The sequence below is a fragment of the Paenibacillus sp. FSL K6-3182 genome (genome assembly GCF_037976325.1).
Taxonomy (GTDB): domain Bacteria; phylum Bacillota; class Bacilli; order Paenibacillales; family Paenibacillaceae; genus Pristimantibacillus.
Genome location: NZ_CP150265.1, coordinates 5,962,296 through 5,986,324, shown reverse-complemented (window position 1 = coordinate 5,986,324; position 24,029 = coordinate 5,962,296). Strand labels below are relative to the sequence as shown.

The following is a 24,029-nucleotide window of genomic DNA, read 5'->3' as shown; positions in this document are numbered from 1 at the left end:
TCTGCTTCATTTATGTAACAAATGCTGCGTCGAAAGCGTAATCTTATGTGTAAATGCTTTATAACCAAGTGTAACTGATTTTATGTTAGGATGCGAACGATGAAACGAGAGATTGTCTCTAATTCACATTTCTGGATAGACTGTCATACGAGTGCGTGGATGATTTCGCATAAATAACATATTTGCATTGAGTACCGCTGGCTTGGTATCTTAATAAAACAAGAAATGAATGCGAAGGAGGGATGGACGGTTGAAGTTAAAACGATTTGCTAATATAGATCCTATCGAGCAGCACACTTCAATGAAGCAGTTCAAAAGATGGCGTCAGGAACGCATTCGCAAGCTGAGAATGAAAGATTATTCATTCACCGTTCCGAATGTTGAACCTGACATCGCATACTTGGAGAATAACCGAAAATGGCCTTCTATTACTTGGGTAGGGCATTCCACTTTTTTTATTCAGTTCGGCGGATTGAACATTATTACAGACCCTGTGTGGTCGACTCAAATGGCATTTCAAAAAAGACTTTCAGCGCCGGGTATCAAGGTAGAGGACGTTCCGCCTATTGATATCGTGCTTATATCGCATTCTCATTATGATCATTTAAATATAAATTCGCTGCGCAGACTGGTTGGCGCTAGACAATTGCTTGTGCCTGCAGGACTAGGTGCCAAGCTTCGCAAGAAGGGCTTTCTTAGAATTAAGGAGCTGCACTGGTGGGAATCCGTTATGTATAACGGCGTGAAATTCACTTTTGTGCCATCACAGCATTCGACTCGCCGAAATCCATGGGATACGAATAGCTCGCATTGGGGAGGCTTTGTCATTGAGCGTCCAGCATCACGCAGCGAGAAGCTTGTAAGCCATGTTCGTGATACTTTTGAGGCCGGTGACGGAATGGAATCAGCTGCAGAGTCGCGAGCGCAAATCGCAAGCGCGTCCGAGCCGGCAGCTGCTCGGAGTTGTCCGTTTTTTAGCGGTACAGCTTCCGTCGAGCGGCCAGTCATATCTGATTTTCCGACTATTTATTTCGCGGGGGACAGCGGTTATTTTCAAGGCTTCAAGGAGATCGGCCGCCGCTTCCCGGTTGATGTAGCGTTATTGCCGATTGGAGCGTATGAACCGGAATGGTTCATGGCGCCGCAGCATATTACGCCGGAGCAAGCGCTCCAAGCCTTCGATGATTTGGATGCCAAGTGGTTTATTCCTATGCACTATGGTGCGTTTAAGCTTGCGGATGATACGCCTCGTGAAGCGCTCGATCGCTTGGAGGCTGAACGCAGAAAACGATGTATTTCTGACGAGCGAATTCTAGTTCTGCCGCATGGCGAGACATGGCGTATGTCCGGGAAATAACAAACGAGGACAAAGGTTTGCCAAATTCGAGCAATGACGACGGTAAACGAAACCGTTATACTTGCTAAGTATAAGTATGCATAGTGGAATAATTTTAGGGAGCTTAGGTTTGCTTGCGCAAATCTAAGCTTATCTTACGAAGCAAGGTACCTATAAGGAGGAGCAAGGAATGATTCATGCAAACATTCGTCTAGGCGTTATCGGTGCAGGTGCAATCGGTAGTATACATATGCAGACATTCAATAAAGTCGAAGGTATCGATGTTGTTGCTGTAACGGACGCTTACCTTCCGCTTGCTGAGCAGCGTGCTGCTGAGTACGGTATTGAAACGGTTCATCCAAGTCCGCAATCGCTGCTTGAAGACTCATCGATCGATGCAGTTGTTATTGGTGTGCCTAACCAATTTCATGCCGAGCTTGCTATTGAAGCACTAAAGCAAGGCAAGCATGTTCTACTGGAGAAACCGATGGCCATTGATTCCGAAGCAGCGCGGCTAATCGTAGAGGAAGCTGAGAAATCAGGTAAAATACTAATGATGTCGCATCAAATGCGCTGGACTGGACTAAGCCGCGCACTTAAGCAGCGAATTGATAACGGCGATGTAGGCCATATCTATAATGCAAAAGCAGGCTGGTTCCGCAAAAAGGGCATTCCCGGCTGGGGCTCATGGTTCACTCGCAAAGACCAAGCAGGCGGCGGCCCGCTTATTGACATCGGAGTTCATATGCTCGATCTTTCGCTTTATCTCATGGGCAATCCGAAGCCTGTTTCCGTATACGGCTCGACTTATGCAGAATTTGGTCCTAACCGTCTTGGTACAGGAACATGGGGTACGCCAAATTGGGACGGGTACTATGACGTTGAGGACCTTGCCTCGGCGCTTATTAAACTTGATAATGGAGCAACCTTGTCGCTTGAGGTAAGCTGGGCAGCACATTCAGCCTTCCTGCCGGAAGACCCGTTCATTCATTTGATGGGAACAGAGGGCGGCGTAGCGATCATTGGCAATAATGGGAAGTATGTTACGCATGAGAACAATGAAGTCGTTGAAAGCGACATCAATCCGCTAGAGGGCGAAGAGGATCGGATTCTAATGAGCCGCCATTTTGTCGATTGCATTCGCGAAGGCAGGCAGCCGATTACGTCTGCACTTTCGGGCTACACAAATAACCGTATTCTTGACGCAATATATGAATCATCCCGCACGGGCAATGAAGTTAAGCTGAAGTGGGATTAATCTTTTAAAAAAAGACATCACTGCTTCATAGTGTATTGATAAAAACCTTCCTTAATGCGACAACTGTATCAAAGTCGCATGGAGGAAGGTTTTTTTATCGTGAGATCGATGAATTAAAAGTAATCCTCGTTGCTGGATTGTCTATCCAAATGCTAAGGCAAAGGCAAAAGAAGGTTCGGTTTCCTTGCATACTGTGGTATAATAGATCAAGATAAAGTGATTTTGTAGTGAAGGACGGGATTAAACGAATGATTAGTACAAGTGGCATAACGCTCCGTTACGGGAAGCGGGCGCTTTTTGAAGATGTTAGCATTAAGTTCACGCCAGGCAACTGTTATGGCTTGATCGGCGCTAACGGCGCGGGTAAATCGACCTTTTTGAAAATATTATCCGGTGAAGTTGAGCAATCGCACGGAGAAGTGCATATAACGCCGGGTGAACGGCTAGCCGTTCTAAAGCAGAACCATTATGAATATGACGAGTCCGTTGTACTTGAGACGGTAATGATGGGTCACAAGCGTCTTTATGAAGTAATGAAGGAGAAGGACGCTTTGTATGCAAAAGCAGACTTCACTGATGAAGACGGCATGCGTGCAGGTGAGCTTGAAGCTGACTTCGCAGACATGAACGGCTGGGAAGCTGAGTCTGAAGCAGCAGAGATGCTAAATGGACTTGGTATTACTCCTGACCTGCATGATAAGAAAATGGCTGAGCTAAGCGGCAATGAGAAAGTCCGCGTATTGCTGGCTCAAGCATTGTTTGGCACACCGAACATTCTATTGCTCGATGAGCCTACCAACCACTTGGACATTGAGTCCATTCGCTGGTTGGAAGATTTCCTTGCCGATTACCAAGGAACTGTTGTCGTAGTCAGCCATGACAGGCACTTCCTGAATACGGTATGTACACATATTGCGGATATCGACTTTGGTAAAATCCAAATGTATGTCGGCAACTATGACTTCTGGTACGAATCAAGCCAACTTGCTTTGCAGTTGATGCGCGGTGAGAACAAGAAGAAGGAAGATAAGATCAAGGAATTGCAGGCGTTTATTCAACGCTTTAGTGCGAACAAATCGAAAGCGAAACAAGCAACTTCGAGACAGAAGCTTCTTGAGAAAATTTCGCTTGATGATATTCGTCCATCTAACCGTAAATATCCGTTTATCCTCTTCAAAGGTGAGCGTGAAGCGGGCAAGCAGCTCCTGCTTGTTGATGGCTTGACCAAAACGATCGACGGCGAGAAAGTGATCGACAATCTGACGATCGCTCTTAATAAAGGCGATAAAGTTGCATTTGTTGGACCGAACAGCTTGCCTAAGACTTTGCTTTTCCAATTGCTTGTTGGTGAAGTTGAAGCAGATGCTGGCAGCTACTCATGGGGTGTAACAACATCGCAGGCTTATTTCCCGAAAGACAACTCACCATATTTTGATGGTGTTGATTTGAACCTTGTGGAATGGCTTCGTCAATATTCAAAAGATCCGGATGAAACCTTTATTCGCGGATTCCTTGGCCGTATGCTCTTCTCGGGCGATGATGCAATGAAGAAAGCAAGCGTGTTGTCCGGAGGCGAGAAAGTTCGCTGCATGCTCTCCAAGATGATGCTTGAGGGCGCGAACGTATTTATTTTGGATGAGCCAACGAATCACTTGGATCTTGAATCCATTACGGCTTTGAATAATGGTCTGACAGATACGGATTGTACGATTTTGTTCACTTCGCATGACCATCAGTTCGTACAAACGATCGCTAACCGCATCGTTGAAATTACGCCGAACGGTGTAATCGACCGGATGATGACTTATGACGAGTACCTTGAAAGTGCTGAGGTTAAAGCGCTTCGTGAACGTATGTACGCTGTTTAATTTACTATAGAGCGTCAATTAGTGAGGATAGTCTCGCTGATTGACGCTTTTTTTGTCTATATGGAGAACCGAATAAAATTCTCAAGTCTAGATGTCATTTCATTTGCTCACAATATACAGATATGAAGCCTCAATGGCCACGTTATTATTTTCATTAGTAGAAAATACCGTTAAGCTCGGGAGCAGCCTTATCTAAAGTTGTGCAACTATTGGCATAAAATAAGATGGACAAACTTGAAAATTTTTTGGTTGATTTATGCGTAAAAGGGAGTTATACTACGTTTGAAAAGGTTTTCAGAAAAGCTTTTCAGTAAGCACTTTCATAAATGTGAAACATGACTCATTATAATAAAATTCAAACTAGCGCATGTTACATCATTCTTACTCATCAAGAAAGGCGTGCCATTATGAAATCGACTATACGCGATGTAGCAAAATACGCTAACGTGTCCATAAGCACCGTATCCCGGGTCATGAATGCGCCGGAAACCGTAGTGGAAGAGAAACGTATCAAGGTGCTGGAAGCTATTGAGGAACTTCAATACCAGCCGAATGGATTTGCCAGAGGTTTGATTTACAAAAAATCAGACACGCTTGGCGTTATGATTCCGGATATAGAAAATCCGTATTATGCCGGCTTAATACGCGGAATGCAGGATGCGGCTGTTATGCTGAACCATAGTCTGATGATCTGTAATACAGACCGCGACAAGCAGCGGACGATCGCTTATGTGCAAAGCTTTTTTGAGAAGCAGGTAGATGGCATCATATTTACAAGTGATTCATTGCATGAAGAATATTACGAGGAGATGCAGCGCTATCGTCTGCCATTCGTTCTAGCTTCTACCAATGCTCCGGAGTATGATATTCCTTCTGTTGATATTGATGATGAGCAGGGTGCGTATGATGCGGTCAAACATTTAATTGAAGCAGGACATTGCCGCATAGGTATGATTGGTTTTCCTTTAGGAATCACAATCTCCGGTGAGCCGCGATATACGGGCTTTAAGAAGGTGCTTCAGGAATATAACCTCTCAGAAAACGAGAATTGCATTGAATTTGCTATACATCGATTTGAGCATGCTTATGATGCAGCTGAACGACTGTTCACTCGTTGTCCCGATTTGACGGCCGTTTTTGCAGCTTCGGATGAATTCGCGATGGGTGCGATTTCATATTTGCGCGACAATGGCAAATCCGTACCTGAGCAAATGTCTGTCGTAGGTTTTGACAATATCCGAATGGCTCATATGTTTATACCTAAGCTAACGACGATAGACCAGCCAACCTATGATATTGGGTATCGATCCGTTGAGAAGCTGCATGAGCTGATTACAACGGGGAAAGTTGAAGTGCTCAGAGAAAAGCTTCCACATCATTTAATTGTACGGGAGTCAACCAAGTCCTATTCATCATAGGTGTGAAACGATAATACTTAGATTCGAATATTAATAGTGAAACGGCTTTGCCTCTACATTTTGGCTTTGGTCGTTCGCTTTAACTCCTCTCTGAAAAGCTTTTCAGAGCAATGGAAGCGTTATCTATTTAGAAGATTTTGTTTTCGATACCTATTGAGCATAAAAACAACCTACATTGGCACTTTAAAGGAGGTGAGGCAACAACTTGTTATCTGACGTTAATTTAACGTTTCAAAAGGGCCGAGTAAGTGTAATTTAATTACTGATTACTTAAACATGAAAGGATGAGGTCTATGTACACGAGAAAAACAAAAAAAGCATCGACTGTCTTTATTCTAACGCTAGCGCTTGTGATGACGATTACGGCTTGCGGAGGGAAAAATAATAATACAACGAACCAGCCGACAGAGAAGCCAGCAGAGGGCGGAACGAATGCAGGAGCAGGAGCGGGCGACAGCGCGCTGGCTAAAGCATTAAATGGCGATTTTAAAGGTAAAAAGGTTACGATGTTCGGTCCGTTTACGGATGCGGATGAAGTGAAATTTAACGAAAGCATTAAAGCGTTCGAAGATAAGACTGGAATCGACATCGCGTATGAAGGCTCTAAAGAGTTCGAAGCAACGATTTCGGTACGTGTAAACGGCGGAAACGCTCCTGATATTGCGGATTTCCCGCAGCCGGGTTTGCTGAAGGGCTTTGTGAATACTGGTAAGGTAATTGATGTAAAATCATTCCTTAGCGATGAGTATTTGAAGAAACAATACAACCAAAGCTGGCTTGACATGGCTACGATGAAAGGTACTAGCGGAGACGTAATGTCCGGCATCTGGGCACGCAGCAGCGTAAAAAGCTTAGTGTGGTACAACAAAAAAGCATTTGCAGAAGCAGGTTATACCGTTCCAAAAACATGGACAGAGCTTATGGCGCTGACTGATCAAATCGCGAAAGACGGCGATCCAGCTTGGAGCATCGGCATCGAGAGCGGTACAGCGACTGGCTGGCCGGCTACAGACTGGATGGAGGATATTATGCTCCGCACGACTACGCCTGAAAATTATGACAAATGGGTATCGGGTGAGCTTCCATTCACAGACCCTGTAGTCAAAAATGCAGCCGAAAAAATGGCTGAAATCTGGTTCAACGAGGACTATGTATACGGTGGTAAAAAATCGATCGCTACAACATCGTTTGGTGATGCAGTTAAGCCGCTGTTCGATAATCCGCCAAAAGCATGGCTTCACCGTCAAGCCGGCTTTATTACAAGCTTCTTCCCAGAAGGCTTGACAGCTGATGATTACGATTGGTTCCCACTTCCAGCCATTGATGAGAAATATGGTCAACCAGCTCTAATCTCTGGAGATATTTATGCTATGTTTAATGATCGTCCAGAGGTTCGCGCTGTAATGGAATTCTTCACAACGGGCGAGTCGCTCAAAGCTTGGATTCAAACAGGCGGCGTAACAGCTCCTATGAATGATGCTGATCCATCATGGTACCCGAACGATCAAGAACGCAGAATGGCAGAATTCGTGAAAACAGCAGAAACGATTCGTTTTGACGGTTCTGACCTTATGCCAGGCGCAGTTGGTGCAGGTACATTCTGGAAAGGTATGACAGACTGGGTAAGTGGAACAGTAGATTTGGATACAGCACTAAAAGAAATTCAAGCCGGCTGGAAAAAATAATTGACTGCTGCTTGAGTGATTCGGGGGCTTCTCGCCGCAAGGTGAAAGCCCCTCTATAATCAGTACAGTAAATGGTGGCTTTTACGAAGAAAGGTTTGCTACGCAAACCTAAGTTTATGCTTACGAAGATAGGTTTGCTGCGCAAACCTTGAAGGAGGATTCATATGGAATTACAGGCTAGGAAAGGCAATGCTCTGCGGCTACTGTTGTTATCCATACTCGTGCCAGTTATCAATATTGTCATTCACGGGGGCATATTTATACTTTTTCGCGACTCCAACCTTCCGCCTATCCTCAATGCGGTGTTTGCAGTCATATGGGGAGCAGTTGGTATTTATTCGATTTACTATTCGTTTAACTGGGTAGTTGAAAAGTATCCGGATCAATGGAAGCGGAGAATATTGCCTTTTGTATTTGTTGGCCCAGCGGTGCTGCTGCTTGGTTGGCTGCTTGTCTTTCCGACATTGCGGACGCTATACTTAAGCTTTTTTGATGCCGGCTCGGTCAATTTTGTCGGTTTCGCCAACTATGTAGCTGTATTTACGGACCGCCTGCTCATCATGGCGCTGCGCAACAACTTGCTTTGGGTGTTCTTTGGCACACTGGCTTGTGTTGGTTTAGGTCTTCTTATTGCGATACTTGCCGATCGAAGCAGCTTCGAGAAGCTGGCTAAGGGTCTCATATTTATGCCGATGGCGATTTCGTTCGTAGCGGCAGGTGTTATCTGGAAATTTATTTATTACTATCAGCCAGGCCAGGAGCAAATTGGACTGCTGAATGCGATCGTCGTGAAATTTGGGGGGGAACCGCAGGCATGGCTCAGTATGATTCAGCCGTGGAATAACCTGTTTCTTATCGTTATTCTCATTTGGATGCAAACAGGTTTTGCGATGGTTATATTCTCAGCTGCGATTAAGAGCATCCCAGAGGATATGCTGGAGGCCGCTCGTATGGATGGCGCAGGCGAGGTTCGCATTTTTTTCAAAATCATGATTCCTTACATTGCGGGAACTTTGTTATCCGTTACAACAACGATTATTGTGTTTACACTCAAAATCTTCGACGTTGTTATGATCATGACAGGCGGACAATATGAGACGGACGTTGTGGCAACACAGTTCTATCGCCAGTTGTTTATGTACCAAAATGCAGGTTATGGTTCAACCTTAGCCATTGTGCTTCTCGTTGCAGTCATTCCAGTCATCATAATCAATCTGCGGCAGTTCCGTAGAGAAGGAGGGTTCTAATATGAGCAGGAACAAAAAATCCCGTAAGTCCAAGTGGCTCGTGAATACAGTGCTAGCTGTCATATGTCTCATTTGGACTATCCCGACGCTCGGTCTGCTCGTTTCCTCTTTCCGGCCTGCAGCAGATATATTATCTACTGGCTGGTGGAATATACTGCCTCATCGAGATTGGAGCACAACAGAGCAAATTCAGCTGCCCAAGGACACCGATCTTCGTGAGCCAATTAAGGTGAATGGAACAACGTTTACCGATGATCAGCTGCGTGCGGGTGTGGAGCTTAACGGCGAACGATTGATCTGGGAAAACCGGAGAGCTAGACTTCTGAACGTACAGGATAAGCAGTGGACGATCATATCTAATTTTACGACTCAGAACTATGAGACGGTGCTGGGTGGAAAAACATATTCCATCACGATGCCAGATGGTACGACCAAGACAGAGAAGGGCAGCGGTATGTCGCGTTCCTTCTGGAATACGATTGCGGTTACAATACCAGCTACCGTAATTCCGATTTTCATCGCATCCTTTGCAGCTTATGCTTTTGCTTGGCTAAAGTTCCCAGGGAGAAAGACATTGTTTGTCATTGTTATCGCTTTGCTTGTCGTGCCTTTACAGGTAGCGCTCATTCCGATTTTGCGCGATTATACATCGCTTGGACTGAACGGCACATACTTTGGGATCTGGCTTGCGCATACGGCGTTTGGTTTGCCATTGATCACATATTTCATGTACACATCAATTAGTCAGCTGCCCAAGGATTTGTTCGAATCGGCATTTATGGACGGGGCAACGAATTTTACAATTTTCAGCAGGCTCATCCTGCCGCTATCCGTCCCAGCACTAGCATCGATCAGCATATTCCAATTTTTATGGGTATGGAATGATTATTTGATATCCCTTATATTTCTCGGAAGCCAGCCTGAAGTGCAAGTATTGTCAATGAATATTGCAAACATGGTAGGCTCCAGAGGAAATGACTGGCATTTGCTTACAGCAGCAGCATTTGTTTCGATGCTCATGCCGCTCACCGTATTTTTTGCACTTCAAAAATACTTTGTTCGCGGGATGCTTGGCGGCTCCATCAAAGGTTAACAGCAGCAAAAGAATGGCGCAGCGTCTGGACACGGTGTCCCCTCGCGCGCCATTTGTTTGTATAGAGAGAAGGAGAGATTAGAGTGCAGATAAAACCGGCTTGGTGGAAGGAATCAGTTGTTTATCAGGTTTATTGGCGCAGCTTTAAAGATACAAATGGGGATGGTATTGGTGATCTTCGAGGTGTTATTGAAAAGCTGGATTATATTCAATCGTTAGGTGTGACAATGGTCTGGATTAATCCATTTAATGAATCCCCAGACAAGGACAATGGTTACGATGTGTCCGACTATTATACGGTAATGAAAAAGGCAGGTACGATGGAAGACTTTGATCAGATCGTTGCGGAGACGCATGCAAGAGGCATGAAGCTGATGATGGACGTCGTCGTTAATCATACATCGAATCATCATCCTTGGTTCATCGAATCTCGTTCCTCGATCAATAATCCGAAGCGAGATTGGTATATTTGGCAGGATGGTAGAGAGGGCGAGCCGCCTACCAACTGGCGTTCTTATTTTAACCCTTCAAGCTGGGAATTTGATGAGACGACAAAGCAATATTATATGCATTCATTTGCGATCGAGCAGCCGGATTTAAACTGGGCAAACAAAGAAATGAGAATGGAAATCTACAACATGCTGCGTTTCTGGTTGGATAAAGGAGTAGACGGGCTGAGGCTCGACGCTCTGGCATTGCTGGCTAAGCCAAACAGCTTCAGCGATGTAGAAGATCCACATGACATCAGGTATTTAACACATAATCCGGGACTGCATGATTATTTGCAGGAAATGAACCGTGAGGTTTTCCGGCATTACGATATGATGACCGTTGGCGAAATTGCGTTCGCAACACCGGAGACAGGTCCTTTGTTCGTTGAAGAGGAGCGTATGGAGCTGAATACGCTGTTCCATTTTGAAGTTGCGGATGAAATGCCAGAATGGGATATGGTTCGTTACAAGCGCATCCAGAAGCAGTGGGCGGAGGCTTTGGCTGGCCGAGGGTTTGGCTCGCAGTTTCTAAATAACCATGATCATACGCGGCAAGTATCACGTTATGGGAATGATAAGGAATTCCGAGAGGAATCAGCTAAGCTGCTTGCTACGATGGTCCATACGCTTCCAGGCATTCCATACATTTATCAAGGCGAAGAAATCGGTATGACAGGCGTAAGGTATGAAACGATCGGCGATTATAAAGATATTGCGATGATTAACAGATATGTGGAGGAAGTCGGCAAAGGTAAAGATCCTGCCGCAGTGTTTCGTTCATTGCAGGCGCTTAGCCGTGATAACTCCAGAACGCCAATGCAATGGAATACGGAGCTGAATGCAGGTTTTGGCAGCGCCGAGCCATGGATAAAGGTTAATCCAAATTATGAAGAGATTAATGTAGAACAAGCGGAAAAAGATCCAAATTCGGTATTAGCTTTTTATCGGAAGCTCATTGCGCTTAGAAAGAGCAATCCAGTCATGGTTTATGGCGACTTTACAGATATAAGTGAAGATGATCCGAATCTTTATGTTTATGTTCGAGAGCTGGAGGGAACCGAATGGGTTGTGCTTTTGAATCACGGAGAAGAAGCCCAAACCTTTACGTTCTCGGATTCGTTTTTTGGAGAGGAAGCTTTGAAGCTGAAGCTGGTGCTTGGTACGTATGAGAATACATTAAGCACTTGGAATGACGAAGGGCGAAGCATCGAGCTGAGGCCATTTGAAGCGAGAATCTATGAAGTAATCACCTAACTCAGCGTGAGCGTGCGATTATAAAGAAATGGTGGAGCAGAATAAACCCTGCCCCACCATTTTTTTTGTTATGCGCTTAACGTACGCTTTCTTGCTTTAATGGCAGCTTGCGGCCTTTCCCGTAAGGGATGCAAAGGGGAGTGCCAAATATGGGGTCTGCTGTGATTTGGCATTCCATATCAAACACGGTGCGTATAAGCTGTTCGTTCATAATGGCTTCCGGTTTGCCCTGCGCATGTATTTGGCCGTCTTTCACAGCTACAATATGGTCAGCATAACGGCAAGCTAGGTTAATGTCATGCAGCACCATCACAATCGTACGATTCTCCTGCTCGTTTAAATCAAAAAGCAAATCAAGAATTTCGATCTGATGGGCCATATCCAAATAGGTTGTCGGCTCATCTAGCAAAATAGTCGGCGTGTTTTGGGCTAGCGTCATTGCTATCCAGGCACGTTGACGTTGACCGCCGGATAGCGAGTCCAGTGAGCGCGAGGACAGCTCGTCCATATGCGTCACTTCAAGCGCCTTTTTGACCATCTTCTCGTCTTCATGCGACCATTGCTGCAGCCAGCTTTGATAAGGATAACGACCTTGCTTGACGAGCTGATGGACGGTTAAGCCTTCCGGTGCGATTGGACCTTGAGGCAAGATCGCTAGGCGCCTTGCGATTTCCTTGCTTGAGAGTTTGGCAATCTCATGGCCATCAATTAGAATAGAGCCTTCTTGCGGCTTTAAAAGGCGGGCAAGGGAACGGAGCAGCGTTGACTTGCCGCAGCCGTTGCTGCCAATGAATACTGTGATCTTGCCGGGAGGGATCAGCAAATCAAGATTATTGAAAATCGCTTTTTGTCCGTAGGATAACGTAAGATTTTTCGCTTGAATGGAGGACACGATAATCTCTCCCCTTTGCTTATTATTGTTTAATTATAAACGCGCAGTGCGTTATGATCGGTTGCGATGGCGATATAATAAATAGATAAAGAACGGTGCGCCTATCGCTGCAGTGAAGACACCTGCTGGAATATCTAGCGGAAGGAACGCAGTTCTTGCGATAAGGTCAGAGAGCAGCAATACGAGCGACCCTATTAAAGCGGACACAGGTATTACGCCTCCATAAGACGGGCCAACAAGCTTCCGGGCAATATGTGGCGCCATAAGCCCGATGAAATTAATGGCACCACCTATAGCAACCGCAACACCTGCGAGCGCAACGCTGATGATGAGCAGAATCGTTCTTTTCATTTGGACGGAGCTGCCTACGCTTGCAGCAACCTCATCGCCAAGCTCTTGGACATTAAGATGCCGAGCGTAGATAAGCGCAATTGGAAACAAAACGACAAGCCAAGGAAGCAAAGTCCAAAAGTCTCTGTCCCATGATACGCCGTAGATGCTGCCAGTCATAAAAGTAAAGGCTTTGACGGCTACCGCAGTAGGCGTGAAGGATGACGTAAGGATAAGCATGTAGGTAACCGCAGTTAGTGCGGTAGCCATTCCGATACCAATTAGGACGAGCCTGAGCGGCGTGATTCCTTTTCGGTAAGCAAATAAATAAATAAGGAACGAAGCGGCAAAAGCTCCAATAACAGCACTGATCGGCATGAACCGGATGCTTATATGCGAAAAATACAAAATGAATATAACGGTGCCAAGAGAGGCTCCGCCCGTAATGCCGATAATGTCGGGAGATGTCAAAGGATTGCGCACAATACCTTGCAGCAGCGCCCCTGAAACAGCGAGTGCTGAGCCTACCATTACAGCAATCAACACGCGTGGCAGACGAAGTGAAAAAATAATCATCGCATCAGACGAATCACCTTGTCCCACAAAAGTAAGTAAGACATCGATAGGATTAATGGTTTTGCTGCCAAGCCCAACACAAATGACGACTGCTGCTAAATTGGCAATTAGAAGCATAACGATCACCATTAACGTTCGGCGGTCAAGTTGAAAGGAGTGTTTGCGGCCCCTGAGTGTGATCCATTTATTCATATTAGGATTGGCCTCCTCTTCTAGCGATAAACACGAAGAAAGGAACACCAATAATTGCAGTCATAATGCCGACGGGCACTTCCTTCGGAAATGAAATATATCTTGATCCGATATCAGCAGCAAGCAGCAATATGCCGCCAAACACCGCGCAGTATGGAATAACCCAGCGGTAGTCAATGCCAACTAAATAACGCATTAGATGAGGAATAATAATGCCAACGAAAGCAATAGGACCAGCCATAGAGACCGAGCCGCCTGCGAGCAGAACGATAATAATTCCAGCTGCTAATTTAATATAGACGGTTTTTTGGCCTAATCCTACAGCGACGTCTTCTCCAAGCGCCAGCACGTTCATATGTCTTGCAAGCACGATGGCCGCTATCAGGGCAATACCCATATATGGAGCAGCGGCTGTAAAGATGTTCATGTCGCGTCCTGAGACGGATCCGACAAACCAATAAAGCACCTGATCAAATGTTTGGCCGCTTGTAAGCAATACTCCCAGCGTGAGCGAAGAGAAGAAAGCAGTCATAGCAGCGCCGGCAAGCGTAACCTTCAGCGGTGTCAAACCATCGTTGCCGATCGAGCCAAGCGAGTAAACGAGAGTCACTGTAAAGGCTGCTCCTACAAACGCTAGCGTTGCAAAAGTCGTCATGCCGCTAGCTCCGAAAAAGGCAGAGCCGATGACGATGAAGAAAGCGGCTCCTGAATTCACGCCAAATATGCTCGGAGAAGCAAGCTGATTGCGGGTAATTCCCTGCATGAGTGAGCCAGCTACAGCTAGACTCGCTCCGACTGCGGCTGCGATAAACGCGCGCGGCACTCTAGCCGTTTGAATGATGAGCTGCTCCTGAGAGCCATCAAATGCGGTAAATGAAGCTAAAATCGTGCGCCAGCTAATATTCGTTACTCCAAAAGCGATGCTGCAAACGATACCAGCAGCAAAGAGGAGCAAGCCGGTTATCAGCCCTATTATTTTCTGGGCTCGTGTATGTAATAATGTACTCATAATTTCCTCTTTCCTTGATGTCAATTGTGAAGGGTATTCATGATTTAGGACTACTAAAACATTTTAGGGGATCATGTACATAGTGTCAATGAAGTTGAAAATCATTATCAACAGTTATTGACTTTGTTTTAGATGGCTGGTATAGTTTCGTTTGTAATAAAACTGAGAATGATTTTCAACATGAAGGGGAGAAAAAAATGTCTTATGCATTAAAGAAGAAATTTACTTGGACAGCATCCGCCCTATTGCTTGCACTAGCCGTAATTGTTTCGGGATGCGGACAATCCGGTTCAAAAAATAACGAAGGCAATTCATCGGCGACAGAAGGAACGAACGCGTCGAAGAAAGAAGACATGAGAGTAATTACGCATGCTATGGGCGAGACCAAAATAGAAGGTAATCCAACTCGTATCGTCGTATTATCTAACGAAGGAACAGAAGCGTTGCTGGCACTTGGCATTAAACCGGTAGGCGCGGTGAAATCTTGGACAGGCGACCCATGGTATGACCACATCAAAGCGGATATGGAAGGTGTTACCGTTGTAGGTGAAGAGAGTCAGCCTAACATCGAGCTGATTGCAAGCCTAAAACCTGATCTTATTATTGGTAATAAATTGCGCCAAGAGAAAGTTTATGATCAGCTTAAGGCTATTGCACCTACTGTGTTTTCTGAAACGCTTCGTGGTGCTTGGCAGTCTAATTTCATGCTATATGCTGATGCGATCGGCAAGAAAGCTGATGGCGAAAAAATCATTGCCGACTATGACAACCGTGCAGCAGACTTTAAAAGTAAAGCTGGCGACAAGCTCAACCAGAAGGTGTCAGTCGTTCGGTTTATGGCGGGAAAAACGCGCATTTACTTAGAGGATACTTTTACAGGGATTGCATTCTCGAAGCTTGGAATTACACGTCCAGACAATCAAAAATATAAAGATACATTCGTTGAGGAAATTACGAAAGAACGTTTGCCGGAAGTAGATGCTGACATGTTGTTCTACTTCACTTATGAAACAGGTGATGGCAAAGGAACGAAGATGGAAGAAGAGATGTTGAAGGATCCATTGTGGCAAAGCCTTCAAGTTGTAAAAAATAATAAAGCGATTAGAGTGAGCGATGCGATCTGGAATACAGCCGGCGGCGTCATTGCAGCTAATCTAATGCTTGATGAAATTTATAAGATTTATGAAATTAACTAAATAGTCGCTTTTTAAAGCAGTCGGTTCTTATACCGGCTGTTTTTTTCTTATAATAACGGGTAAGTTAATTAGGATATGATCGTTCGAAAATGATACCGATAGGTTAGTTGGATGGTTTTAAAATACATATTTTATTGCTTGGGGGGTATTTAAGCTGAATCAGTATGATGAGATTAAACAGGGCGAGAAGGGTGCTTGGGTCAGTATAGGCGCCTATTTGGGATTATCCGCCATCAAACTCGGAGCAGGCTACTGGTTCGTATCTGGAGCACTCGTTGCAGACGGCTATAACAACCTTACGGATATTGTTGCGTCAGTAGCCGTACTGATTGGATTGCGAATTTCACAGAAGCCGCCGGATAAGGATCATCCATACGGACATTTTCGAGCGGAGACCATTGCAGCACTTATCGCTTCGTTCATTATGGCGACGGTGGGCATCCAAGTATTGATCAGTGCGGTAAAATCCTTGTTTGCTGCTAATCATCATATACCTAATCTAATGACAGCATGGATTGCTTTATTTGCTGCGGCATGTATGGGCGGGGTTTATATATATAATCGAAGGCTGGCCCTCCGAATTAACAATCAAGCTTTATTAGCGGCGGCTAAGGATAACTTGTCAGATGCTCTTGTGAGCATAGGGGCAGCTATCGGTATTATAGGATCACAATTTGGCTTGCCATGGCTTGATCCTGTAGCGGCAATAGCTGTAGGTATTATCATATGTAAAACGGCTTGGGAAATCTTTTATAGCTCCACGCATGCGCTTACGGACGGCTTTGATGAGAATGAGCTGTCCTCTCTAAGTTCAACAATTGCCAAAACGAAAGGCGTTAAATCGATTAAGGATATTAAAGCTAGAGTACATGGCAGTCATGTACTTGTCGATGTAATCGTTCAGGTTGATCCCGAGCTTACATTGATCGAAAGCCATCAAATAAGTGACGAAATCGAGCGTCGAATGAGCAGGAAGCATAACATAATGAGCATACATGTTCACGTTGAGCCCGATGAGCTAATCGAGAATACAGGGGCAAACAAGCCAGAAAATCATTAAATCCAATCGGTAATTGTTGCCAAATGAGTTCAAAACCATAATTCATGGTTCAAATGGCATGAAAGGATGATTCTGCCAAAAGACCTACTCTTTACATGAAAATCATACAATTTAGTTGCAGTGATGGAGTAAATTTCAAGTTAATTTAGGTACTAAGGCATTCTCTTAATTGGGATGTCTTTTTTTTGTGTGCATACGACGATTTTATGGTTCTTAAAACCTATTACAAAGAGGGGTTAAATAGGCTTTTTGGTCGATACTTGTCTAATCTAATCGAATTTACAATGAAGCAGAACCGTGAAACTTAAACTGTTTACACACCAAGGAGGCGTAAGGATTGCAACACAGCATGAAAAAAAGGATGGCAACAGCAACGTTAACGGCAGCATTATTGTTTAGTTCACTTTCAGTTCCAGCAGCGCTGGCGGCTCAGACAACACAAGCAGCAGAGGTACAATCGAGCGTAAATATGCGCACATCACCTTCGACATCAGCATCCATTATTCGCAGTTTAAAGAAAGGCGAACAAATTACGGTGATGGAGAAGGTTAATTCATATTGGTATAAAGTAGCAGATTCTTCGGGTAAGCAAGGTTACATATCAACCTCATCACAGTATATTGAGCTTCAAACCTCGGTTCCTGCACAAGACGGCAATGCAGTCGCTCTATCTTCTGTTTCTTTCCGAAAGGCGGCATCGACATCGGGTGAACGCATTCGATATTTGAAGAAAGGTGAGCAGGTAACTATCGTAGAAAAGACAAACAGCTATTGGTATGAAGTGAAGGATGGCAGCGGTGTTCGCGGCTATGTAAGCACAGATTCTTCCTACTTGAAAGTAACTGGGACTATTCCTGGTGGGAATACGGGGGGGAACACGGGCGGCAATGGCGGCGGAACAGTTACGAATCCTGATGTATCAAAAGATAAGCAGGTTGAGAAAATCATAGCTGCAGGGATGAAGTATTTAGGCACCCCTTATGAATACAGTTCTGATCGCAACACGACGACAACTTTTGATTGCTCCGATTTCGTGAGACAAGCCTTTCTTGATGGCGTCTCTCTGAAGCTCCCGGCTGACTCTCGTCAGCAAGGTCAGTACGTAAAGGATAAAGGTTCGATTACGACCAACTGGAAGCAGTTGAAACGCGGTGATATCGTATTCTTTATGTCCTATAAAGGAACGAAGGCATCAGCCTATAATGGAATTGATAAATCTAAAGCTACGATTACTCATGACGGGATTTATTTGGGAGACGGCAAAGTATTGCATACGTATTCGAAAGAGGGGGGCGGCGTTACCGTCAGCAGTATTGAAGGTACACATTGGGAGTATCGTATTCTGTTCGGTGGAAGCGCGTTGTAACCTCAAAAAAGCCAGTTAGGATTTAATCCTAACTGGCTTTTTTACATCTGTATGAAATTGCTTATGAATCTATTTGAATTTTTGCATTATCGTTATGTTTAATTTGTTCGTTCTGGACTGCTTCAGCTTCTTTGTCCTCGAGCGCTTTCTTCTTGTTACGTCTCTTGCGAAGTAAAAGATAAACAATGAGAATAGGCACGGCTCCTAAAAAAATATACAAGGAAACATCCTTAACCATGCTTTCCGCAGCGCGTCCGTAGAAATAAAATAATGATCCAACAATATAGAACTTTAAGCCCCGGCCAATTGCTGCGTAACCGATTAATCTCCAAAGAGGGAAATTTAAGCAACCAGACAATATTGTAAATACTTTGAATGGAATAGGTGTGAAAGAGCCGATAAGAATGGCTGCTTCGCCATTTTTCTGAAACTTATCCGTAGCGGCATCGATCCATTCTTTTTTTAGAAATTTATATAGAACGGATTTGCCCATAATCTTTCCCAAATAATACCCGACAGGTGTACCTAGGAGGCAGGCGATATAGCCCACAGTGGCCAGCCATAATGCTGTAGATGGATTAAGTATGCTTAATGAAACTTGAAGAAAAAAAGCAGGAATGGGAAATATAACTGCGTCTAGAAACGAATGAATAAACAATCCGAGTGGACCGAAATCCTTTAAAAAATCGACTACGGCTTGAAACATTACCAGGCTCCCTTTCCATCAACTAACCTGCACATAAAGCCTGCTTTTACGAAATATACCGTGTGTAAATTCCACTTATGCTAACATATGCTGCAGCTTGTTGAAAAAGCGCTTTAGCGCTTGATATTTTAATTATAGCATAATTTTTTCGCTTAAGAAGATGATACTTGTCATGTGTTTCATTTCCGCTTCTCTAGTTCCTCTAGACCAAGTGCTTAAGAACGAATACGTGATAACCTGCTTACAGGTTTCAACGTCTTTTTCAGAATATTCCCCCCAAGCATTTTCAATTCTTATGATTATTGATGATTTAGAAAAATTAACGTTGCTAGAAATAAAAAAAAGCTCGTTACGGGGGCCGTAAACGAGCGGAAATTACTACAAAATATAGAGCGGCAGCAGCTACTCCCGAATTTGACGGCGAGAGACACCGCTTTGCTGTGCAGCCTGTATGACGCGTCGCCGTACTTCCTCAACGACTCTCGTGTTGAAGACGCTAGGAACTATATACATTGGGCTCAGCTCTTCATCGCTTATAACGGAGGCAATAGCTTCTGCTGCCGCAAGCTTCATTTCTTCATTAATTGTAGCAGCGCGGCTATCGAGCGCTCCACGGAAAATTCCCGGAAAGCAGAGAACATTGTTAATCTGATTAGGATAATCCGATCTCCCCGTAGCAAAAACAGCGACGATATCCTCAGCTAGTTCAGGGCGTATTTCGGGCTCTGGATTCGCCATTGCGAAAACGATTGGATCTTTTGCCATCGTTGTAATATGCTCTCGCGTCAATATGCCGCCGGCCGAAACGCCTATAAAAACATCAGCGCCGCTTAGCGCCTCAGCTAAACCGCCTGTGATTCGCTCTTCATTAGTATGATTAGCATACCACTGCCACATAGGGTTGTCATAAACACAGTCAGCGGACAATATCCCAGCCCGGTCCACACCGATAATATGTTTTGCTCCTCCGGCGATCAGCATTTTTGTACAAGCGGTTCCTGCTGCCCCGATTCCACAAATAACGATGCGAGCCTCTTGGAGGCTTCGATTTGTCAGCTTCAGCGCATTTAGCAGCCCTGCGTATAATACGACCGCAGTACCATGCTGATCATCATGAAAGACAGGAATATCAAGCTCCTGCTTTAACCTTTGTTCAATTTCAAAGCAGCGAGGGGAGGAAATATCCTCTAAATTAATGCCGCCAAAGGCAGGCGCAATGTTTTTGATCGTTGCAATGATGGTTTCGGTATCCTGCGTGTCGAGGCAGATCGGGAACGCATCGACATCGGCAAATTGCTTGAACAGCATCGCTTTGCCTTCCATGACAGGCATAGCTGCATACGGACCGATATTGCCGAGGCCAAGCACCGCGCTTCCGTCGGAAACGACGGCAACCATATTTCTTTTTATGGTGAGCGTATAAGCTTTGGACGGTTCTTCGGCGATTGCTTGGCATACTCTAGCCACATCCGGTGTATAGACACGGGACAAGTCATCGCGGTTTTGGATCGGCGTTTTCGGCTGAATTGAAATTTTACCTCCAAGATGAAGCAGGAAGGTACGGTCGGATATATGAACGAGCCGAATGCCTTCTAATGATTTCAGCGCTGTCGTAAGCCGTTCTGCTGCGCCATGCTCCGATATTTTCACAGTTAAATCGCGCAAGCTTTTGTTTTTGTCTGTATGTATGACGTCTATGGCGATAATATCGCCTTTGGCTTGTTCGATTGCTGTAGCTGCTCGGCCAAACTGCGCAAGATTCGTATCAATTTCCAACCTCAAAATAATCGTTTTTCCGTCTGTCATCTTCGAACTCATTATAAACAGCTCCCTTCATCAGTTATACTATTTGGATAAGGGCATACAATTTATGCTTCATTCTTATTTTAAAAAGAAAACCGTCACTGCATCAGTCGCAGGACGGCGTTCGGACAACTCGTGGGGTCGTATTGTTGATTGCGTTTGGTAAGCAGGCTGTCTCTAAACTGGCCTGAAGCGTAGGGCTCATGGATAAGCTTGAACCACTTATCGACAGTATCGTTCGAATCGAGCATTTCTCCAAATCCGTTATTGATAAAATATTCGCAGTTCTCTTCTTCTTGTCCAGGAATCGGCTCATAAAACAGCATTGGAATTCCTTTGCTCATTCCTTCTGTGCAGGTCATGCCGCCAGGCTTCGTAATTAGAAGATCGGAGACATCCATCAGCTTGTTCACCTCGCGAGTGAAGCCAAGTATACGAATGTTAGGATGCTGAAAAAGGGGATCGGCAAGCATTTTTTCCTTCATCTTCTCGTTTGAGCCAACGCAGTAAATGAGTTGTGTGCTTTCCCGCCATTTGGTCATATATTCAAGGGCATTGTCCTCGTATAAAATTCCCCAACCGCCGCCCATTATAAGTACGGTCGGCATGTTTTTTAAATCAAATTGCTCTCTAATCTCTTCTTTCTCGTATGTATGCCAGAAGTTGGGGTGAACAGGGATTCCTGTTACTTCAATTCGGTCTGTTGTAACCCCTTTTTCCATGAGCCGCTCTTTCACAAGCTCGCTTGAAACGAGGTATTTATTGACTTCTTGGTTTACCCATGACCCATGTGCATCATAGTCTGTAATAAGCGTATATAACCGTATGTCTAGTCCTAGACGTTTGAGCCGAGCAACGACAGCATTCGGTACAGGATGGGTGCATACGATTAGTTCTGGCTTCAGCTGGGATATGACCTGTGACGTTTGGGTATAAAACACACGATGAAGCGCAAGCTGTGTAAAGCGGTTAAGCGACTTCTTATAGTTGCTGCGGTACATAAGACCGACCATCTTTGGTTGTTTGCTTACCGTTTTGCGATATGCAGATATAATCCACGGACCAAGCACCGGATTAAGGAAATTTCCTAACTCGATGACGCGGGTCTGAATCCCCGGACTTAATTGCTTGAGTCCGACAGCGAGCGCATAGGCAGCTTGGGTATGACCAGAGCCAAAGCCTTCAGAGAGCAGAAGCACTCTTTTCTTACGCATTCATTCCACCTACTTTTCTAATTCCATATTACGATGCAAGTGCGACTAACACAAGTTTTATCCGCTAGGGTTGCGAATAATGTGGTGGATAAATTATCCTAGAATGAAGATGTACACATTATTATTATATGTAACTAAGTAGTCAACTATATTTACATATATTTTACAAGCAAATATAACATAATAAAGTGAGGATGGTTCGATATGGAACGAAATAACCAGGTTGACGATAGTTTGAAAATAGGGGATAACGTTAGAGCTGAAATCCGCTCCGGTCATTATCTAGGTGAGCTTGTTGAAATTAACGGGCCTCGTGCTCTCGTCAAGGTTTTAGCTGTGTTAAAGCATCCTGAGCAAGGAGACCTGCATAATCCTTATAATCCAGACGTGCCTATGTTTCATGAGCGTCGTGCACTAAGCTTTACAGAAAAAACAAATGTTTTGCTGCGTGACGTAAAGCGGCATACAGGCATTATTCCAGAGTATAACGATTCTTTAAGAGCTGCCGCAGAAGCCGAAATTGCTTCAATGGATCGACTGCAGCGCTGGGCGGCCAAAAGCTTGGAGCAAATGCAGCAGCTCTTAAAGGAATATAAATAGCTTTATATTATTTATTAATCAAGACGGTTTTTAGAGTATCGCGATAAATCACTTGGAATTGCAATCCTTCTGATAATGCGGCAAGCGGAACATATAACGTGCTTGCTTTGCCAACGGTATGGATAAAAGCAGGCGGTGCATTCAGTGCTTTAACTGTACCGTTTTCACGGAAAGAGGATTGTCCTACCGTTATATCCACCGCTCGATCGGCAACTTTTATAGTTGCCGTCTGAGCAGCGGCATTCCATTTGGTGGCAGCGCCTAATGCATCTGCAATGCTCCGAAGCGGTACGAAAGTGCGATTTTGAACAACCATTGGTTTATTTGCGCTAATCATTTCTTTTCCATTAACGACAATAGCAAGAGCAGCCTCACTATCCTTTGCTCTTGACTTAATGGTACGATAATCTCCCCAAATGGCCTTCGAAAAGGATTTCCCCATTGCAGCATAACCCGCCCTGCTAGGATGTATGTCCCCTTTTGCAATTGAAGTATAGCTTAGCTCATTATCTATGAAGGAAGATGAGACATTTGCGATTTTAACATTAAATCCTTCTTTTACAAGCCGTTCGATTATCTGATTTAAGCGTTCCCGCAGCTGCTTGATGCTATCCTTCAGAAACAACCGGTCAGCCTCAGGGTAAAGAGGAAAGATGAGTGATCCTACCTTTAATGGAGGAGGTATTGGCAGATATTGATCTGCAATAATGATTTGGGCATTTGGCTGCTGAGAAAGCAGCAATCTTAGAGCAGGCTCAAGCTCCGTCTCGTAATTGTCCAAAGCCTTGTCCAGCACAGCAGTCGTCTCGGCACGATCGGCACCCTTATTTAGCTTGTCGAGAACAGCATACAAGTCGTTGCCGCCTATTGTCATTACGGTTAGATCAGCTTCACTTAAGGCAGAGCGGAGCAGCGATGTTTCAGCAAATATTCGCTCTGCGCGTGGATCGGGCAGTCCACTCTGAATATCAGAGCTTTTTACGCTGACTCCGCTCACAACGGCTTCAATCCATCGCTTTAATCCTGATGTTTGGAGCCCTAGCACCCCATAATTGATGTACTCTGCACGAAGTCCATGGAATAGAGCTTGTTCGTATACATGCTCTACGAAGCCATATGGAATGGATTGTTCGGTAAAGCCATATTCGTAGCCGGCAGTTAATGAATCACCAACCGCGACGATGCGGTAAGTGTGATCATCTTTCTTTTTGTCAACTACAGAGGCAGCATGAGCAGCAGGAGCGTTATTCCCGGCAGTGCTTATACTTAGTGGAGAGATACCGGTTGCAAGCACGATAGCGATCAATACTGACGATGCAGCGCGAAACGCCGCTTTCCTAAACTTGCTATACAATAAGTACACACTCCTCTGTTAAAATAAAAGGAAATAAAAACTGTAGGGTATGCTATGATGATACTCCGCAGATAATCGAAG

Annotated in this window: 19 protein-coding genes; 12 read left to right on the top strand and 7 right to left on the bottom strand. The window is 44.7% G+C overall.

Annotated elements, in window-relative coordinates; all coding sequences use genetic code 11:
* Positions 1-250 precede the first annotated feature (250 nt).
* The 8 genes from MHH56_RS26410 to MHH56_RS26375 all read left to right on the top strand — a co-directional run bounded on the left by MHH56_RS26410 (position 251) and on the right by MHH56_RS26375 (position 11,650).
* Positions 251-1,357, top strand: a complete 1,107-nt coding sequence (locus tag MHH56_RS26410; protein ID WP_339204613.1) for an MBL fold metallo-hydrolase — start codon at positions 251-253, stop codon at positions 1,355-1,357.
* Positions 1,358-1,526: 169 nt separating this feature from the next.
* Positions 1,527-2,594 carry a Gfo/Idh/MocA family oxidoreductase gene (locus MHH56_RS26405; protein WP_339204612.1) on the top strand — a complete coding sequence of 356 codons (1,068 nt, stop codon included), beginning with the start codon at positions 1,527-1,529 and terminating at the stop codon, positions 2,592-2,594.
* Between the two features lie 248 nt (positions 2,595-2,842).
* Complete coding sequence (locus MHH56_RS26400) at positions 2,843-4,462, top strand: ATP-binding cassette domain-containing protein (protein ID WP_076268936.1); 1,620 nt, start codon at positions 2,843-2,845, stop codon at positions 4,460-4,462.
* 335 nt (positions 4,463-4,797) lie between these two features.
* The gene (locus MHH56_RS26395) at positions 4,798-5,880 is read left to right on the top strand and encodes a LacI family DNA-binding transcriptional regulator (protein ID WP_339204610.1); all 1,083 of its coding nucleotides are present in this window, start codon (positions 4,798-4,800) and stop codon (positions 5,878-5,880) included.
* A gap of 293 nt (positions 5,881-6,173) precedes the next feature.
* Complete coding sequence (locus MHH56_RS26390) at positions 6,174-7,565, top strand: ABC transporter substrate-binding protein (protein ID WP_339204609.1); 1,392 nt, start codon at positions 6,174-6,176, stop codon at positions 7,563-7,565.
* A gap of 164 nt (positions 7,566-7,729) precedes the next feature.
* Complete coding sequence (locus tag MHH56_RS26385; protein ID WP_076268933.1) at positions 7,730-8,812, top strand: sugar ABC transporter permease; 1,083 nt, start codon at positions 7,730-7,732, stop codon at positions 8,810-8,812.
* A gap of 1 nt (position 8,813) precedes the next feature.
* Positions 8,814-9,905, top strand: a complete 1,092-nt coding sequence (locus MHH56_RS26380) for a carbohydrate ABC transporter permease (protein WP_339204608.1) — start codon at positions 8,814-8,816, stop codon at positions 9,903-9,905.
* Positions 9,906-9,994: 89 nt separating this feature from the next.
* The gene (locus tag MHH56_RS26375; protein ID WP_339209738.1) at positions 9,995-11,650 is read left to right on the top strand and encodes an alpha-glucosidase; all 1,656 of its coding nucleotides are present in this window, start codon (positions 9,995-9,997) and stop codon (positions 11,648-11,650) included.
* A gap of 76 nt (positions 11,651-11,726) precedes the next feature.
* On the opposite strand, the gene MHH56_RS26370 is transcribed toward MHH56_RS26375, so the two are convergent.
* From MHH56_RS26370 to MHH56_RS26360, 3 genes are read right to left on the bottom strand one after another with little or no spacing between them, the layout of a single operon-like run.
* Complete coding sequence (locus MHH56_RS26370; protein ID WP_339204607.1) at positions 11,727-12,542, bottom strand: ABC transporter ATP-binding protein; 816 nt, start codon at positions 12,540-12,542, stop codon at positions 11,727-11,729.
* Between the two features lie 51 nt (positions 12,543-12,593).
* A complete protein-coding gene (locus tag MHH56_RS26365; protein WP_339204606.1) occupies positions 12,594-13,640 on the bottom strand; it encodes an iron ABC transporter permease in 1,047 nt (348 codons plus the stop codon).
* Between the two features lies 1 nt (position 13,641).
* Positions 13,642-14,649 (bottom strand): iron ABC transporter permease, encoded by a 1,008-nt coding sequence (locus tag MHH56_RS26360; RefSeq protein ID WP_339204605.1) that lies wholly within the window; start codon positions 14,647-14,649, stop codon positions 13,642-13,644.
* Positions 14,650-14,846: 197 nt separating this feature from the next.
* On the opposite strand from MHH56_RS26360, the gene MHH56_RS26355 reads away from it, so the two are divergent.
* From MHH56_RS26355 to MHH56_RS26345, 3 genes are all read left to right on the top strand, one after another.
* The gene (locus MHH56_RS26355) at positions 14,847-15,845 is read left to right on the top strand and encodes an iron-siderophore ABC transporter substrate-binding protein (RefSeq protein WP_339204604.1); all 999 of its coding nucleotides are present in this window, start codon (positions 14,847-14,849) and stop codon (positions 15,843-15,845) included.
* 154 nt (positions 15,846-15,999) lie between these two features.
* Positions 16,000-16,905: a cation diffusion facilitator family transporter gene (locus MHH56_RS26350; protein WP_339209737.1), complete on the top strand. Its 906-nt coding sequence runs from the start codon at positions 16,000-16,002 to the stop codon at positions 16,903-16,905.
* A gap of 337 nt (positions 16,906-17,242) precedes the next feature.
* On the top strand, positions 17,243-18,271 hold the full coding sequence (locus MHH56_RS26345) for an SH3 domain-containing C40 family peptidase (protein WP_339204603.1): 1,029 nt from the start codon (positions 17,243-17,245) through the stop codon (positions 18,269-18,271).
* A gap of 61 nt (positions 18,272-18,332) precedes the next feature.
* On the opposite strand, the gene MHH56_RS26340 is transcribed toward MHH56_RS26345, so the two are convergent.
* From MHH56_RS26340 to MHH56_RS26330, 3 genes are all read right to left on the bottom strand, one after another.
* Positions 18,333-18,977, bottom strand: coding sequence for a VTT domain-containing protein (locus MHH56_RS26340; RefSeq protein WP_076268927.1), 645 nt, complete (start codon positions 18,975-18,977; stop codon positions 18,333-18,335).
* A gap of 402 nt (positions 18,978-19,379) precedes the next feature.
* Positions 19,380-20,795, bottom strand: a complete 1,416-nt coding sequence (locus tag MHH56_RS26335) for an NAD-dependent malic enzyme (protein ID WP_339204602.1) — start codon at positions 20,793-20,795, stop codon at positions 19,380-19,382.
* Between the two features lie 83 nt (positions 20,796-20,878).
* Positions 20,879-21,994 carry a glycosyltransferase gene (locus MHH56_RS26330; RefSeq protein WP_076268925.1) on the bottom strand — a complete coding sequence of 372 codons (1,116 nt, stop codon included), beginning with the start codon at positions 21,992-21,994 and terminating at the stop codon, positions 20,879-20,881.
* A gap of 204 nt (positions 21,995-22,198) precedes the next feature.
* On the opposite strand from MHH56_RS26330, the gene kapB reads away from it, so the two are divergent.
* A complete protein-coding gene (kapB, locus tag MHH56_RS26325; RefSeq protein ID WP_339204601.1) occupies positions 22,199-22,594 on the top strand; it encodes a sporulation phosphorelay system protein KapB in 396 nt (131 codons plus the stop codon).
* 7 nt (positions 22,595-22,601) lie between these two features.
* Here the strand turns inward: kapB and MHH56_RS26320 are convergent, their stop codons facing one another.
* Positions 22,602-23,948, bottom strand: coding sequence for a stalk domain-containing protein (locus MHH56_RS26320; protein ID WP_339204600.1), 1,347 nt, complete (start codon positions 23,946-23,948; stop codon positions 22,602-22,604).
* Positions 23,949-24,029: the final 81 nt, after the last annotated feature.

What these genes read in the sequence shown, in the direction of transcription:
- MHH56_RS26405 (WP_339204612.1), top strand. Translation starts at nt 1,527, where the DNA reads ATGATTCATGCAAACATTCGTCTAGGCGTTATCGGTGCAGGTGCAATC.
- MHH56_RS26400 (WP_076268936.1), top strand. Translation starts at nt 2,843, where the DNA reads ATGATTAGTACAAGTGGCATAACGCTCCGTTACGGGAAGCGGGCGCTT.
- MHH56_RS26395 (WP_339204610.1), top strand. Translation starts at nt 4,798, where the DNA reads ATGACTCATTATAATAAAATTCAAACTAGCGCATGTTACATCATTCTT.
- MHH56_RS26390 (WP_339204609.1), top strand. Translation starts at nt 6,174, where the DNA reads ATGTACACGAGAAAAACAAAAAAAGCATCGACTGTCTTTATTCTAACG.
- MHH56_RS26385 (WP_076268933.1), top strand. Translation starts at nt 7,730, where the DNA reads ATGGAATTACAGGCTAGGAAAGGCAATGCTCTGCGGCTACTGTTGTTA.
- MHH56_RS26380 (WP_339204608.1), top strand. Translation starts at nt 8,814, where the DNA reads ATGAGCAGGAACAAAAAATCCCGTAAGTCCAAGTGGCTCGTGAATACA.
- MHH56_RS26365 (WP_339204606.1), bottom strand. Translation starts at nt 13,640, where the DNA reads ATGAATAAATGGATCACACTCAGGGGCCGCAAACACTCCTTTCAACTT.
- MHH56_RS26360 (WP_339204605.1), bottom strand. Translation starts at nt 14,649, where the DNA reads ATGAGTACATTATTACATACACGAGCCCAGAAAATAATAGGGCTGATA.
- MHH56_RS26355 (WP_339204604.1), top strand. Translation starts at nt 14,847, where the DNA reads ATGTCTTATGCATTAAAGAAGAAATTTACTTGGACAGCATCCGCCCTA.
- MHH56_RS26340 (WP_076268927.1), bottom strand. Translation starts at nt 18,977, where the DNA reads ATGTTTCAAGCCGTAGTCGATTTTTTAAAGGATTTCGGTCCACTCGGA.
- MHH56_RS26335 (WP_339204602.1), bottom strand. Translation starts at nt 20,795, where the DNA reads ATGAGTTCGAAGATGACAGACGGAAAAACGATTATTTTGAGGTTGGAA.
- MHH56_RS26330 (WP_076268925.1), bottom strand. Translation starts at nt 21,994, where the DNA reads ATGCGTAAGAAAAGAGTGCTTCTGCTCTCTGAAGGCTTTGGCTCTGGT.
- kapB (WP_339204601.1), top strand. Translation starts at nt 22,199, where the DNA reads ATGGAACGAAATAACCAGGTTGACGATAGTTTGAAAATAGGGGATAAC.